General features: G+C 69.4%; 12 protein-coding genes. 3 read left to right on the top strand and 9 right to left on the bottom strand.

All coding sequences use genetic code 11. From position 1 onward, the window contains the following. Positions 1 to 10: 10 nt before the first annotated feature. From ABC304_RS10220 to ABC304_RS10190, 7 genes are all read right to left on the bottom strand, one after another. Positions 11 to 1,204, bottom strand: a complete 1,194-nt coding sequence (locus ABC304_RS10220; protein ID WP_412930501.1) for a Gfo/Idh/MocA family protein — start codon at positions 1,202 to 1,204, stop codon at positions 11 to 13. Continuing rightward, a complete protein-coding gene (locus ABC304_RS10215; RefSeq protein WP_412930500.1) occupies positions 1,201 to 1,617 on the bottom strand; it encodes a C-glycoside deglycosidase beta subunit domain-containing protein in 417 nt (138 codons plus the stop codon). Before ABC304_RS10215 ends, ABC304_RS10220 begins: the two co-directional genes overlap by 4 nt. Positions 1,618 to 1,649: 32 nt before the next feature. Further along, positions 1,650 to 2,684 (bottom strand): sugar phosphate isomerase/epimerase family protein, encoded by a 1,035-nt coding sequence (locus ABC304_RS10210; protein WP_412930499.1) that lies wholly within the window; start codon positions 2,682 to 2,684, stop codon positions 1,650 to 1,652. 11 nt (positions 2,685 to 2,695) lie between these two features. Then, a complete protein-coding gene (locus ABC304_RS10205) occupies positions 2,696 to 3,811 on the bottom strand; it encodes a sugar phosphate isomerase/epimerase family protein (protein ID WP_412930498.1) in 1,116 nt (371 codons plus the stop codon). After that, the gene (locus tag ABC304_RS10200; RefSeq protein WP_412930497.1) at positions 3,808 to 4,218 is read right to left on the bottom strand and encodes a C-glycoside deglycosidase beta subunit domain-containing protein; all 411 of its coding nucleotides are present in this window, start codon (positions 4,216 to 4,218) and stop codon (positions 3,808 to 3,810) included. Before ABC304_RS10200 ends, ABC304_RS10205 begins: the two co-directional genes overlap by 4 nt. A gap of 95 nt (positions 4,219 to 4,313) precedes the next feature. Next, a complete protein-coding gene (locus tag ABC304_RS10195; protein ID WP_412930496.1) occupies positions 4,314 to 5,843 on the bottom strand; it encodes a GMC oxidoreductase in 1,530 nt (509 codons plus the stop codon). Beyond that, a complete protein-coding gene (locus ABC304_RS10190; RefSeq protein ID WP_412930495.1) occupies positions 5,840 to 6,634 on the bottom strand; it encodes a TIM barrel protein in 795 nt (264 codons plus the stop codon). The genes ABC304_RS10195 and ABC304_RS10190 overlap by 4 nt, the downstream gene beginning before the upstream one ends. Positions 6,635 to 6,764: 130 nt before the next feature. On the opposite strand from ABC304_RS10190, the gene ABC304_RS10185 reads away from it, so the two are divergent. Then, positions 6,765 to 7,751 (top strand): LysR family transcriptional regulator, encoded by a 987-nt coding sequence (locus tag ABC304_RS10185; RefSeq protein WP_412930494.1) that lies wholly within the window; start codon positions 6,765 to 6,767, stop codon positions 7,749 to 7,751. On the opposite strand, the gene ABC304_RS10180 is transcribed toward ABC304_RS10185, so the two are convergent. Together ABC304_RS10180 and ABC304_RS10175 are read right to left on the bottom strand one after the other, a co-directional pair. Further along, complete coding sequence (locus ABC304_RS10180) at positions 7,741 to 8,577, bottom strand: carbohydrate ABC transporter permease (RefSeq protein ID WP_412930493.1); 837 nt, start codon at positions 8,575 to 8,577, stop codon at positions 7,741 to 7,743. The two genes, ABC304_RS10185 and ABC304_RS10180, sit on opposite strands and share 11 nt — an antisense overlap. Before the next feature lie 2 nt (positions 8,578 to 8,579). Beyond that, entirely contained in the window at positions 8,580 to 9,533 is a 954-nt protein-coding gene (locus tag ABC304_RS10175) for a carbohydrate ABC transporter permease (RefSeq protein WP_412930492.1), read from the bottom strand. A gap of 173 nt (positions 9,534 to 9,706) precedes the next feature. Between ABC304_RS10175 and ABC304_RS10170 the strand changes: the two genes are divergently transcribed. Continuing rightward, positions 9,707 to 12,955, top strand: a complete 3,249-nt coding sequence (locus ABC304_RS10170) for a glycosyl hydrolase (protein ID WP_412930491.1) — start codon at positions 9,707 to 9,709, stop codon at positions 12,953 to 12,955. A gap of 117 nt (positions 12,956 to 13,072) precedes the next feature. Continuing rightward, a complete protein-coding gene (locus tag ABC304_RS10165; protein ID WP_412930490.1) occupies positions 13,073 to 14,368 on the top strand; it encodes an ABC transporter substrate-binding protein in 1,296 nt (431 codons plus the stop codon). Positions 14,369 to 14,396: the final 28 nt, after the last annotated feature.

The raw sequence follows: 14,396 nt of genomic DNA, 5'->3' as shown, positions 1-14,396 counted from the left end.
CTCCTTCGGATCAGACGGATGCTGCGGCGCGGGCGTGCACACGCACCCACGCGGAATCGTTCTCGTTCGACCGCTCCACGGCGTCGAGCACCTGCTGCACGGAGAGTCCCTCGGCGAAGGACGGGTGCGGGTCGGTGCCGTCGGCGATGGCGGTGACGAAGTCGACCGCCTGGTGCGTGAAGCCGTGCTCGTAGCCGAGCATGTGCCCCGCCGGCCACCACGCGGCGACATAGGGATGCGATGCCTCGGTCACCAGGATCTTCGTGAAGCCCTGCCGGTCCTCCGCCGCGGTGCGGTCGTAGTACTGCAGGCTGTTTAGGTCTTCCAGGTCGAACAGCAGGGCGCCCTTGTCGCCCGACACCTCGATGGTGAGCGCGTTCTTGCGGCCGGTGGCGAAGCGGGTCGCCTCGAATGAGGCGAGCGCGCCGCCCGAGAGGCGTCCGGTGAAGATCGCGGCGTCGTCGACGGTGACCTGCCCGAAGCCTTCGGCGGCGGTCCCGGACAGTCCCGACCCCACCCCCTGCAACGGCCGCTCGGTCACGATGGTCTCGAGCACGCCGGTGACGGCGTCGACGGTCTGGCGGGTGACAAACTGCGTCATGTCGATGATGTGCGCGCCGATGTCGCCGAGAGCGCCCGAACCGGCGTGCTCCTTCTGCAGGCGCCACGCGAGCGGCATCTCCGGGTCGACCAGCCAGTCCTGACGGTAGGCAGCGCGAACCTGCTGCACGCGCCCGACCACGCCTTCGGCGATGAGGTCGCGCAGCAGCGTCACCGCGGGCACCCGCCGGTAGGTGAAGCCCACCATCGAGCGGATGCCGCGGGTCGCGGCCTGCGCCGCGGCATCCGCCATCTCCTGCGCTTCGGCGACCGTGTTGGCCAGGGGCTTCTCGCACAGCACGTGCTTGCCCGCGGCCAGGGCGGCGATCGCGATCTCGGCGTGCGAGTCGCCCGGCGTGACGATGTCGACGATGTCGACGTCGTCGCGCGCGATCACCTCGCGCCAGTCGGTGGCCGACTCGGCCCAGCCCCACTTCTGCGCGGCCGCGGTGACGGCCGCGCCGTTGCGCCCGACCACCACGGCCATCTCCACGGGCACGGGCAGGTCGAACATGCGCGGCGCCTGCCGCCAGCCGACCGAGTGCGCCGCACCCATGAAGCCATAGCCGATCATCGCCACCCGCAGGGGGCGCAGCTGCGTCATGCCAGGACCAGCTCGCGCTGCACCGGCACGCGGTTGGTCACGTAGCGGCCGGGGCCGCCGTCCTGACCGGGCATGATCTGCATGTACAGCAGGCGCATGGTGAGCACGACCTCGACGGTGATCGTCTCGCCGGCGGCCGGCACCTCGTCGAGGTGGATGAGCACGTCGGGTCGGTCGGCGACGAACCAGAGCGTCTCGGACTGCTCGGGCAGCTCCTCGATGCGGTATTCGCGACCCTCGAGCGAGAAGCGCAGGTGGTCGGTCGGGACCGGCGTGCCGTTGATCGTGGCGGCGACGCCGTCGACGGCGGACAGCCAGAGGCTGCGATACCAGGGAAGCTGCAGCGAGACGGCGAGACCGTCGTCGGTGCGGCGGACGTCCTTCTCGGCGAACAGCGAGTTGTGAGTGGCCATGGTGTCTCCTCGGTGGGCGTTCGTGCGCCGGATCAGACCGCCGCGCGGGCGGCGACGGTGTCTTCGATGGCCGAGCGCATGAGCGCGTGCTGCTTCTTGACGAGGTCGATCGGGTCGGACTCCCCCAGGTCGGAGAAGGCGTGACCCTCCCACTCGCTGGAGAGGTACCCCTGGTAGCCGCCCTCGACGAACTGCCTCACGATGCGCGGGATGTCCATGGCCGGCTCTTCGCCGTCGGCGCCGATGTCGTAGAACTTCGCGTGCACGTGGAAGATCTGCGGCATGATGTCGAGCCACTCCTCCGGCGGCACCAAGCCGTGCATGTTGAAGGCGAGGCGCGTGAACGGGCCGAAGCGCAGGAAGTCGACACCTTCTCCGCTCAGGTAGTCCTCGAACTTCTGGTTGCGCACGTGCATGGGGGTCGGCTCGTGCCAGATCTCGTCCATGACCGGGAAGTGCTTCTCGTCCATGCCCATCTGCCCGAGCGTGCGCAGGAGCGTCGGCGACAGCGAGTGCATGGTGGAGCTGAAGTCCGCGGTGAAGCCGAGGCGCTCCGACTGCAGCTCGTCGTACATCTCGCGCATCTGCAGCACCTGCGGGTTGTTGGGGCCCGACGGTGCGTGGATCTCGTAGCCGAGGTACTGGTCGTACTTCTCCGCCAGCGGCAGGAGGCTGCGCAGCAGCTCCTTGCCGTGCGAGCGGATGACGACCTTCTTGAAGCCGAGCGTGTGCGCCGTCTTCAGCTGACGCGCGAGGAAGTCGTGCTCCTCGTCGGGCGTCATGTCGCGGTCCTTGCGGCGCCCCATGTCGAGGTTGGTGCCGACGGCGCTGGCCTCGAGGCCGTACTTCTCGAGGGAGTCGAACCAGAGCTTGACGAAGGCGTCGTCGACGTCGGGGTAGGTGCGCAGCAGCTGCGCGATGTTGAACTCGACGCCCGGGCCGATTCCCTGGTCGTGGACCTCTTTGATCAGCGTCTCGGGCGTGTACAGACCCGCTGCGAATTCGCTGGTCATCGAGTAGAGGGTGGTGCCGAGCTTGATGCCGGTGCCGGCGATGCCGTCGCTCATTCCGGTTCCTTTCAGCTGCGCACGGCGTGCGCGAGGTGGGTGTCGAGGGCGCGGCGCGCCTCCGCGGCATCCGTGATCATGCGCGATCCGGCGTCTTGCGCGGCCGACCGCTGCACCGCCTGCTCGGCGGCGATGATCTCGAAGGGGCTCTGCCAGTGGTTCCAGTGCCATCCCTCGTACTCGCTGGAGACCGCACCGGAGTAGCCGTTCTCGACGAGGAGACGGATGAGGTCGCGGACCGGGACCGAGGGCTCCTCGCCGTTCTCGTCGATGCCGAAGAATTTGCCGTGCACGTGGCGGATCCAGGGCACGATCTCGAGCCAGTCGTCCACGCGCGCCGGGCCGAAGAGTCCGGTGCCGTTGATGCCGAAGTCGATGCCCAGATCCGGCCGACCGTTCTGCGCGGCCAGTCCGATGAAGGACCCGAAGCGCTTGCCGTGCTCGGCCTGATCGGCCGGCGGTCCCTGCTCGTAGTAGGTGTCCCACAGCTCGACGACCTTGCCGAGGAGCTCCTCCGACGCACCGCGGCGACGATAGGCCTCGATGAGCGACGGCGCGAAGCCGCTGACGGTGGCACCCCAGTCGGCGGTGAAGCCGAGGAAGGGCGAGCCGACCTTCTCGAAGCGGTCGCGCAGCGCGAGGATGCGCGGGTGCGAGGCGTACTGGTCGGCGTGGACCTCGAGGGCGAGCGTGACGCCGTGCTCCTCGGCGATGGGCGCGAGAGCCTCCATCGAGTCGGGCTCGATGGAGATCTGCACGCGGGCGATCGGGAACCCGAGCGCGGCGGCGGCCTTGATCTGGCGCGTCATGTAGGCGATCAGCTCGTCCTGGTTGAGCAGGCGATCGCGGTGGATGCCGATGTCGGCGTTGACGGCGAGAGAGGTCGTGACCAGACCGGTCTCGGCGACGAGGTCTTTGAACCAGCCGGCGAAGGAGTCCTCGACCTCGGGGAAGCCACGGAAGCTCGAGAAGCCGATGACCTCCAGTCCGGGGCCGTAGCCCTCAGCGGCGACCTTGCGGATAAGCCCTTCGAGGTCGTACTCGCGGCCGTGGAAGGCGCGCGTGAAGCTGTAGAGCGTGACGCCCTGGATCGGGGTTCCCTTGCTCTGAACGTCCTGCGCACTCATGCGTGTGCCTCCTGCTGCTGACGGGCGGTCATGGTCTTCACGTCGTGCTCCTCGATGTGGAGCGTCTCGGTGTCCGAGATGATGATGTACGGGATGTAGAGCACCAGGTCGACGCGCACCTCGTGCTCGGCATCGGCGGCGACATCGAGGTCGCCGGACAGCACGGCGGAATCCAGCGGGAACCACCACTCGTCCGTCTCCGTGACGAGCTCCGGGAACGTGAATTCCCGGTCGTTCATGCGCCAGCGCAGCGACTCGGCCGGCGCCTCGACGCCGTCGACCGTGAGCTTCGCGCCGGCGATGCAGGAGCCGGGGAGGGCTCGGTACCAGGGCAGCCGGACCTCGACGGCCGCGCGGCCGTTCGACGTCGTGAGCGTGCCCTGCTCGATGATGCGATCGGGGATCACGAAAACCTCCTCGTCGGCGCGGACGAGGCCGCGGACTTCTTTGTCATTATTTCTTCATACTAATGATTGAATTCGACATAAGCAATGTTGGCTGCTCAGTCATGAGTGAGCTGGTCGGCGATCGCCCGGGCGCCGTTGACGGCGAGCGCGACTCCGGTGAGGGTCGGGTTGCAGGCCGTCGCGGTCGGGATGACGCCGTTGCCGGCGACGTAGAGACCGGGCACCTGCCACACCTCGCCCTGGGGCGAGCAGACGCTGGTGCCGTCGTCCTCCGCACCCAGGCGCGTGGTGCCCTGGTAGTGCAACGAGGCGCCGAGCGGCATCACGAACGGCCGGTCGTCGAGAGGCTCGCCGACGGCCCTGCCGAGGCGGACGATCTCCTCCTTGCCGCGGGCGATGACCTCGCGGTCGCGGTCGGTCAGGGTGTAGTGCACCGTGGGTGCCGGCATCCCGTAGCCGTCGACGTCCGTCTCGGAGAACTCCACCCGGTCGGATTCCTGCAGGTCCTTCGCGCAGAAGAGGCCGAGTCCGACGATGGAGCCGGGCGCCGCGGGGTCGTCGTCGGCGAGCTTCACCGGCGAGGCGTCGAGCTGCATGACCTGGCCGTGGAACGGCATGTCGTCGGTGAAGGGCACCCACGTGACGCCGCTGTACTCGCTGAGGCCGGTCGCGCCCGCGCCCTCCCCCTCGAGGGCGGGAAGGTCGCGGATGCGCACGGCGAACACGATCTGCGCCTGGTCGTTGAGATAGCGGCCGAGGGCGTCGGGACGGATGCCGGACGCCCACAGGATCTGCGGGGTGCGTAGCGCGTCGGCGGCCACGACGACGAAGCGCGCGCGCACCTCCGAGGTCTCCCCCGCGCGGCGGTCGGTCACGGCCACACCGGCGGCGCGACCGTCCTCGACGATCACGCGCGTGACGAGTGACTCGTCGAAGAGCGTGAACCGCGGATTCGCGCGCGTGACGTCGCCGAAGACGACGTCCGACCCCGACCAGACGAGGTTGCCGTCGTCGCGACGGTGCACCGCGAGCGGCATCCGCTGCACGCGGGTCGCCGCGATGCGGCCCTCGTCCTCGGCCGCGGCGAGGCGGTCGCGCACGAGTGAGCCGTACGCGGAGTTGTCGAAGGCGTCGGTCGTGACGCCGAGGAGCCGCTCGCCTTCCGAGAGCAGCTCGTCGAACGTGCCGTCGGCGTCGAGGATCGCTATCCGCTCGCTGTCGTTGGGCCGCGGGCACGCGCCGGTCCAGTGGGCGGCCATGCCTCCCACGTTGCTCGACATCGCCGCGACGGGCAGGCCGTCTTCGCCCTCGACCTGGTAGCCGCTCTCCAGGAGATACGTGCCCGGCCGGGCACGACGCTGGCTGGTCTTGACGATGCCGCCGGTGCGGTCGGCGCTCTCGACGGCGTGCGGCCCCTCCGACCGGGTCTGCGCCTCGGCGCGCTCGGCGGGGTCGGCGATGTTCTTCACGTGCGCACCCGGCGGATCGGTCACCGTGGGACCGACCTCGAACAGCGCGATGGTCGCCTCCGGCGCCCGCTCGCTCAGGATGCGGGCATAGGCGGCACCGGCCGGACCACTTCCGACGATGGCGACGTCGACGGACGCGGGGTAGCGGCCGGTCATGCCTGGGCCGCCACGTCGCGGATGTAGCGCACCGACTCCTCGGTGGCGGTCTGGGGGTAGTACTCCAGGCCGATCGGCCCGTCGTAGCCCGAGCGGCGGAGCAGAGCGAGGGTGGCCGGCCAGTCGAGGTCGCCGGTGCCGGGCTCCCCGCGGCCAGGGGCATCGGCGAGCTGCACGTATTTGATGAGGGAGCCGGCGTTCGTCAGCTCGGTCTCGATGTCCTCGCCCTCCACGGCCGAGTGGTAGATGTCGTAGAGCACGCCGAAGAAGGGCGAGTCGACGCCGCGGGCGACGCAGACGCCCTCCGCCGTGCGGTCCAGCAGGGAGCCCGGGTGGTCGACACGGACGTTGACGGGCTCGAGGACGAGCGTGATGCCGGAGCCCGCGATCTGCGCCGTGGCCTTCTGGTAGATCTCGACGAGCTTGTCGAGCTGCACCTGACGTTTCCACCCGCCGAAGCCGGTGCCGCTGCCCACGACGATGCGCGGGCATCCGAGGTCCTGGGCGATCTGCACGCCCTCGTCGAGCTTGCGGAAGAATTCGGAGTGGTCCCACGGCGGGATCATGAACTGCGTGCGCGGCTCGGAGAGCTGGGCGGTCAGCTGCACGCCGGTCTCATCCAGGGCGGCCTTCAGCGCGGGAAGGTCCTTCGGCGTCGCGGGCGCGTCCACGCCGGTCGGACCCCACATCTCGACGGCGTCGAAGCCGGCGGCCGCGGCGGCGCGCACGCGGTCGTGGTAGTCCCCCGCCTCGGTGAAGAGGAGTTCGATGTTGGGTGCGAGCTGGTACATGTGTCGTCTTTCTCTGAACGTTCTATGGATGCGAGAGGTCATCGGCCGCGCCGATGCCTTCTGGCTGGCGGATAGACAGGGTCGATAAGATGGATGCTTCACCCGACGTCGAGCGAAGGATCACATCGCCGTGGCCGATCACCCTCTTCTGTCGCGACTCGACCTCAACCTGCTGGTCGCTCTCGACGCGCTGCTCACCGAGCGGAGCGTGACGCGGGCGGCGGAGCGTCTGCACCTCAGCCAGCCGGCGCTGAGCGCGTCGCTGGCCCGCCTGCGCAACCACTTCAACGACCCGATCCTGGCCCGACGCGGCAACGCCTATGAGCTGACCCCGCTCGCGCTGCGCCTGTCTGAGCACACGACGATCGCGCTGGACGCGGCGCGCCGGGTCTTCGAGAGCCAGGCGACCTGGACGCCGCACGAGTCGACGCGTGAGTTCTCGATCTACGGCTCCGACTACGGCTTCGCCACGATCGGCGCCGCGGTCTCGCGCGCCGCCGCCGAAACCGCTCCCGGAGTGCGCTTCCGCTTCCTCCTGCACAACAACTCGATCGTCGACGACGCGGCGAACAGCCTGCGGTCGGTCGACGCGATGGTCATCCCCCACGGCTACCTCACCGACCTGCCCTACGAAGACCTGTGGCGCGACCGCTGGGTGATCGTCGCCGATGAGGCCAACCCGCTCATCGCCGACGGCCTCAGCATGGAGATCCTCGCGGCCTGCCCGTGGGTGTTCACCTACCGCTCGCGCTCCGCCTTCACCTCGGCCGGCCGCCAGCTGCAGCTCCTGGGCATCGAGCCCGAGGTGCAGGTGGTCGTCGAGAGCTTCCTGTCCCTGCCCAACTTCGTGGTCGGAACCACGCGTCTCGGACTCGTCCAGGCAGCCCTCGCGCCCGAGATCGGCCGCCTTCCCGGCATCCGCATCCTCGAGCCGCCCTTCGACGCCACGCCGACGGCGAACGCGCTGTGGTGGCATCCCGTGCACGAGCGCGATCCCGAACATGCCTGGATGCGTTCGCTGTTCCGCGATGCCGCCCGCGAGGTGCAGTCCGTCGTCGCCGCCGGGGAGCGTTTCGTCGAGCCGATCGAGCAGACGGAGCACGCCGTCAGCCTTTGAGTCCGCCGGCGAAGCCCTGGATGAACTGCTTCTGCGCGAACATGTAGAACGCGAGGATCGGGATCATCGAGATGATCACGACGGCGAAGATCTTGTTCCAGGCCGACACCAGACCGCCGACGTAGGTGTACATCGCGACCGGCAGCGTCTGCGTCGTCGACCCGCCGAGGAAGATCAGCGAATTGAAGAAGTCGTTCCAGACGATGAGTCCGGCGAGGATCGCCACGGTGCCGGTAGCCGGCGCCATGAGCGGCAGCACCACCCGGAAGAACGCCTGCGTGGGCGAGGCGCCGTCGATGACGGCCGCCTCCTCGTACTCGGTCGACAGTCCGCGGAAGAAGCTCGCGTAGAGGAAGACCGACAGAGGCAGCAGGATGCCGATCCAGAGGAGGATCATGCCGACCGCGTTGCCGGTGAGGCCGACGGTGCGTGCCCCGATGTACAGCGGGACGGTGCCCAGCTGCGCCGGCAGGATGATCGCGATGAGGACGAGATAGAAGGTGATCGTCGTCCAGCGGCGGGTGCGGCGCGCGATGACGTACGCCGCGATCGATCCGAGGAGCACGAGTCCGAGCACGGCGCCGGCCGTGATGATCACGCTGTTGAGGATGCTCATGGGGATGCTGTTGCGTCCCGTGGTGGTGAGCACCTGCACGAACGCGCTGAAGTCCAGTCCGCTGGGCGGGGCGACGGCGCTCGTGGTGAGCGTCTCCTTGTCGGTCTTCAACGCCGTGACGATGAGGATGTAGAACGGCAGCAGGCCGATCAGGGTGACGATCCAGACGAAGACCTCGCGGACCGCGGTGAGTTTCGTGTAACGGAACATGATCAGGCCTTTCCGGCGTCGCGGTCGCGGGTCACGTACTGCTGGAGGATGGCGAACGCCAGGATGATGACGGTGAGCACGAGGGCAAGGGCGGAGCCGAAGCCGAACTGCCCGAGCGAGAAGGCCTGCTTGTAGACCTCGGTCGCGAGCGTCTCGGTGGCGCCGGCCGGCCCGCCGCCCGTGAGGGCGAGGATCTGGTCGAAGATGCGCAGCCCCTGGATGATGCCGAGCGTGGTCGCGATGGCGATGGAGGGGCGGATCGCCGGGACGGTGACGTTCCAGAATCGGGCCCACAGTCCGGCGCCGTCCAGCGCGGCTGCCTCCTCCACCTCGACCGGCACCGAGGCCAGCCCCGCGAGGTAGATGACCATCGTGAAACCGGTCTGCTGCCACACGACGGTCAGGAGGATGGCCCAGATCGACCAGGTCGGGTCGGCCAGCCACACCTTCTGGAACTCGGTGAGCCCCACCGCGCCGAGCAGATCGTTGAGCGGGCCGTCGAACTGGAAGATGAACTTCCAGACGTAGGCCACGGCGAGCGGGCTGAGGACCACCGGCATGAACAGCAGCGTGCGCAGGATGTAGCGGGACTTGAGCGTGCGATTGATGGCGAGCGCGAACAGCAGCCCGACGACGTTGGTCAGGATGACGGAGCCGAAGGCGAGGAACAGGGTGTTCCACACGGCACCGAGCAGCTGAGGGTCGGCGAAGATGCGCTCGAAGTTCTTGAAGCCGATGATGTCGAATTTGCCGAGACCGGTCCAGTTCGTGAAGGCGAAGAACCCGCCCGTCAGCGTCGCGGCGTAGTGGACGCCGATGACCAGCACGACGGCGGGGAGTGCCCACCACCAGTGCCCGTAGCTGATGAGCGCGCGGCCCTGGCGCTTGGGCGGCGGAGTGCGCCGAGCCTTGGGAGGCACGGTGAGGGTGCGAGTACTGTCCTGCTCGATCGTCACGTCGTCTGCTCTCTGACCTCGTCGTCATGCGCTCCGGGAAGGCGTGGTGCGCTCGCGATCCACTATCACACGCTTGCGTCGGAATCACACATTAGTCATGGCGATACTCGGTATAAGTCGCCGACGACGCTCAGCGGTGACGCGGGCGACGGAGCCTGTCAGGATGCTTCGCTGTGACCCCTCTCGATGACGCGACCCCTCACAGCTCCCCCGATGCCCCGCCGTCGGCGCCCGCAACCAGTGCCCTGTGGAACGCCTTCACGCGCCCGCCGGACGAGGCTCGTCCGCGTGTCTGGTGGCACTGGATGGACGGCAACATCGACCCGGCGGGCATCGTCCGCGACCTGACCTGGTTGCATGGCGTCGGCGTCCGCGGCGTCCAGATGTTCGACGGCGGAATGGGGATGCCGCTGGTGGTGCCCGAGGCCGTGCGGCCGGGCTCTGCGGCGTGGACCGACGCCGTCGACACCGCCGTGCGCACGGCTGGCGACCTCGGGCTGGAGCTCGCCGTCGCGACCTCGTCGGGCTGGAGCGCCGCCGGCGGGCCGTGGGTGCGGCCGGAGGACGCCATGAAGAAGGTCGTCTGGAGCGAGACCGTCGTCGACGGCGGCGGCCGCGTGCAGACGCGGCTCGCCGACCTCCCGTCGGTGCCGGGGCTCTATCAGGACACGCCGCGGTGGGGAGCGCCGGCCTCCCCCGGCTTCGCCGTCGACTGGGTCGTGCTGGCGATCCCCGACCACGACGGCCTGCACGCTCTCTCCCCCGGTGCCGTCCGCGCCTCCGGCCCGGTCGAGCGTCCGGAAGTCCTCACGGACGGCTCGTTCGCCGACGCCCTGAGCATCCCGCGCGACCCCGACGCGTGGTCGGAGGGATGGCTGGAGCAGACGTTCGACGTGCCGGTCACCGTGCGATCCGTCGTCGTCGGCCTGCCCGGACCGCGCGGCTTCGGCGCCGCACCGCCGCCGGAGGCCGTGCTCGAGTCGTCGAACGACGGCGACGCCTGGCACGAGGTCGCCCGGCTCGATGTGACCACCGTGCCGGCCCGGACCGCGTCGTTCGCACCCGTGACCGCTCGCCGTTTCCGCCTCCGGCTCTCCGGGGCGAGCGCGGCCGAGGCGCTTCCTCCTCTGGAGGACGGGGTGCGGATGCCGCCGGTGCTGCGCCGCGCGGACGCATTCCTCGTGTCGCAGTTCGCTCTGTTCCCGGCGACGCGGGTGCACCACGCAGAGGTCAAGGCCGGGTTCGGCGTGGTCGACGACTACTACGCCGTCGACACGGACACGACCAGCCCTCTCGGAATCGTCGAGGCGCGTGACATCGTCGACGTGACCGCGCACGTCCGCGACGGCGTGCTCGACTGGCCGGCGCCGGCCGGTCGCTGGCGCGTCGTGCGCCTGGGCGCCTCCCTCACCGGGCAGACGAACGGGCCTGCGCCGGCGGACTCGACCGGACTCGAGGTGGACAAGCTCGACGGACGACGTGTCGCGGATTACCTCCGCGGGCACCTCTCCCGCCTCGGCGACGAACGAGCGACCTCCCGCTTCGACGCCCTGCTCAGCGACAGCATCGAGTCGGGCTCCCAGAACTGGACCGACCGCATCGAGGAGGAGTTCGCCGCACGCCGGCAGTACGACGCCCGGCCGTGGCTGCCCGTGCTGGCGGGCTTCGTCGTGGCGTCGCCCGAAGAGTCAGACGCCTTCCTCTTCGACTGGCGCCGCACCATCGCGGAGCTGCTGGCGCGGGAGTACTACGGCACGCTCGGTTCCGAGGCTCGCCGCCGGGGGATGCGGTACTACGCGGAAGCCCTCGAAGACCGTCGCCCGCAGCTCGGCGACGATCTGGCGATGCGCGCACAGGCCGACGTCCCGATGGGGGCCATGTGGACATTCGACCCCGACGGCTCTCCACGGCCGACCTATGTCGCCGACCTCAAGGGCGCAGCATCCGTCTCCCACGTCTACGGCAAGGACGGGACGGGCAGCGAAGCGTTCACCTCGTTCGGCCGGCCGTGGTCGTGGTCGCCGAAGGCGCTCAAGCACATCGCCGACCTGCAGCTGACGCTCGGCGTGACGCGGTTCTGCATCCACACCTCGCCGCATCAGCCGATCGCCGCCCCGCCGCCGGGCATAGCGCTCGCGCCGTTCCTCGGGCAGGCCTTCACGGTGAACGAGACCTGGAGCGCTTTCGCGGGTCCATGGATCGACTACCTGGCTCGCTGCAGTACTCTGCTGTCGGCGGGACGGCCCGATGTCGACGTCGCGGTCTTCGTGGGAGAAGAAGCGCCGGTGACGGGGCTGTTCGGGGAGGAGGCGGACACCTCGGTGCCCGCCGGCTTCGACCACGACTACGTCGGGCCCGACGCCCTGCGCGACATCCTGCGCGTCGAGGGCGGCCGCATCGTCGCCGACGGGGCCGACTACGCCGTCCTGTTCCTCGGCGGCTCCTCGGCGCAGATGACCTGCGCCGCGCTCGCCGAGATCGAGAGACTTGTGGATGCCGGAGCCGCCGTCATCGGCGATCGCCCCACCCGCTCGCCGTCCCTCGCCGACGATCCGGCCGAGTTCTCCGCGCTCTGCGACCGCCTGTGGGGCGTGGGACGAGTGATTCCGGGCTCCCTCCCGGACGGGTTGAGGCGACTCGGCCTGACACCGGAGTGGGTTGTCACCGGGGGCGCCGTGCGGCGCATCTCGCGCGTGGTGGACGGCCGGAGGCTGCTGTTCGCGGCGAACCCGGCGGCATCCGCTCTCGACCTGCGCGTGCGCCTCGAGAGCGGTGCTCCGCTGGCCGTGTGGGATCCGGTGGAGGTGCGCGCGATGTCGTGCGCGGTCGCCGACGACGGGGAGGTCACGCTCACGCTTCCGCCCTTCGGCTCAGTGTTCGTCCTGGAGCAGGAAGAGCCCGTCGCGATGATGGAGCCGGATGCGGACGTGGTCGACCTCGACGGCGAGTGGGCGCTCGAGCTGCCCGGCGCGGAGCCGACGACCATGTCGCCGGCACCCCTGCCCTGGACCGACGCTGCCGGCCGTGGCTTCTCAGGAACGGCCGTCTACCAGCACCTGTTCACCGTCGATCCCGCGGCCGTCTCACGGACCGCCGCCATCGAGCTGACGGATGTGGGCGACATCGCCAGGATCGTGCTGAACGGCGCCGACTGCGGCGTGGCCTGGACCGCCCCGTTCCGCGTCGATGTCTCGAACGCGATTCGAGCGGGTGAGAACGAGCTCGCCGTCCACGTGACGAATCCCTGGCGCAACCGCCTCATCGCCGAGGGCGCCCAGGCGTCCGGGGAGGTTTTCGCACCGATGACCGGCGTGTTCGAGCCGACGGCGGCCGTAGAACCGGCGGGGCTTCTCGGTGCCGTGCGCCTGCGCCTCAGCACGCCACACCCGGCGCCGGCGGCACAGGGATCAGCCGGGCGATAGGCGCACATAAGCGGTTGTTATGTCGGAATGATGCAAATGCTGTCACTCTGGTCTTGCGGCTCCCGAGCCGAGCCAGCTGCGCCGCTGGCGACGATGACGTCACGAAAGGTTCGAACAATGTCACAGCACATGCTTCGCCGGCAGCTCCGGTGGTCGCTTCTCGCGGTCCCCGTTGCCGGCGTCCTGGTCCTGGCCGGCTGCTCCGGCGGCTCGACCGACAACGGCGGAGGCGCTTCCGGCGATCCCGCCAAGACCGGGTTCTCCATCATGGTCGCCCAGGCCAACGACGCCGACGACTTCTACGCCCAGACCGCGAAGAAGTACTCCGACGAGACCGGGGTCCCCATCGAGGTCATCCCCTACCCGTCCGACGCGTACAACACCCAGGTCACGACGCAGCTCCAGGGCGGCAATGCGGCCGACGTGATGATCCTCTCCCCGGGCACCGGCCAGCCGATCTCCGTCATCAGCCTCGCCGAGGCCGGCTTCCTGGCCCCGCTCGATGACACCTCCGCGGGCCTGCTGCCCGCCGGCAGCGAGTCGCTCTTCCAGATCGACGGCAAGACGTACGCCCAGCCGACCGCCCTCACCCCGGTCGGACTCGTGTTCAACGTGACCGCGGCGGACGCGGCGAACATCACGTACCCGACGACGTACGAGGACCTCCTCACGGCCTGCACCACGGCCCGCGACGCCGGCAAGACGTTCTCGGTCCTCGCCGGTGGCATCCCGTTCAACACCGGCCTGATGGCTCAGCTGATCTCGGCCACGCGCGTCTACTCCGAGACGCCCGACTGGAACGAGCAGCGCAGCGAGGGCAAGGTCACCTTCGCCGACAGCGGCTGGAAGGACGTCCTCAACGACATCGTCGAGATGAACGACAAGGGCTGCTTCCAGGACGGCGCAGCCGGCGGAACGTTCGACAGCATCACGGCCGGCCTGGGTGGCGGCACGTCGCTGACCGCCGCGGTCCCCGGCAGCGCGGCAGCCTCCATCGCCGACGCGACGGGCCAGGAGCTGAACGTGCAGGCGTTCCCGCCGAAGAAGGGCGAGAAGGCGTTCACCGTCACGGGCGCGAACTACGGATGGTCCATCAACGCGAAGTCCGACGACGCCGTGAAGGCCTCCGCTCAGGCGTTCCTCGACTGGGTCGCTTCGCCCGAGGAGTCGGCCGCGTACGCCAAGCTCTCCGGATCCGTGCCGATCACGGGCATCGACAAGAGCACCCTGCTGCCGTCGTACGCTCCGATCGCCGACCTCCTGAGCGCCGGTGACTACGCCGGCCTGCCCAACGCCGCGTGGCCCAACGGAGCCGTCTACGACGCGCTCGGCGCCGGCGTCCAGGGTCTGCTGACCGGTCAGAAGACGGTCGACCAGGTGCTCAGCGACATGGATGCCGCCTGGGGCGAGTAAGACACAGCACCACAGCGGCCGTCCGGGG

The sequence above is a fragment of the Microbacterium jepli genome (assembly GCF_047237905.1).
Classification (GTDB): domain Bacteria; phylum Actinomycetota; class Actinomycetes; order Actinomycetales; family Microbacteriaceae; genus Microbacterium.
The sequence above is the reverse complement of the archived record's forward strand: the minus strand, read 5'-3'. Positions and strand labels throughout refer to the sequence as shown.

Bases quoted from the DNA above. Each gene is read 5' to 3' on its own strand.
- ABC304_RS10220 (WP_412930501.1), bottom strand. From the start codon at position 1,204: ATGACGCAGCTGCGCCCCCTGCGGGTGGCGATGATCGGCTATGGCTTC.
- ABC304_RS10215 (WP_412930500.1), bottom strand. From the start codon at position 1,617: ATGGCCACTCACAACTCGCTGTTCGCCGAGAAGGACGTCCGCCGCACC.
- ABC304_RS10210 (WP_412930499.1), bottom strand. From the start codon at position 2,684: ATGAGCGACGGCATCGCCGGCACCGGCATCAAGCTCGGCACCACCCTC.
- ABC304_RS10205 (WP_412930498.1), bottom strand. From the start codon at position 3,811: ATGAGTGCGCAGGACGTTCAGAGCAAGGGAACCCCGATCCAGGGCGTC.
- ABC304_RS10195 (WP_412930496.1), bottom strand. From the start codon at position 5,843: ATGACCGGCCGCTACCCCGCGTCCGTCGACGTCGCCATCGTCGGAAGT.
- ABC304_RS10190 (WP_412930495.1), bottom strand. From the start codon at position 6,634: ATGTACCAGCTCGCACCCAACATCGAACTCCTCTTCACCGAGGCGGGG.
- ABC304_RS10180 (WP_412930493.1), bottom strand. From the start codon at position 8,577: ATGTTCCGTTACACGAAACTCACCGCGGTCCGCGAGGTCTTCGTCTGG.
- ABC304_RS10165 (WP_412930490.1), top strand. From the start codon at position 13,073: ATGTCACAGCACATGCTTCGCCGGCAGCTCCGGTGGTCGCTTCTCGCG.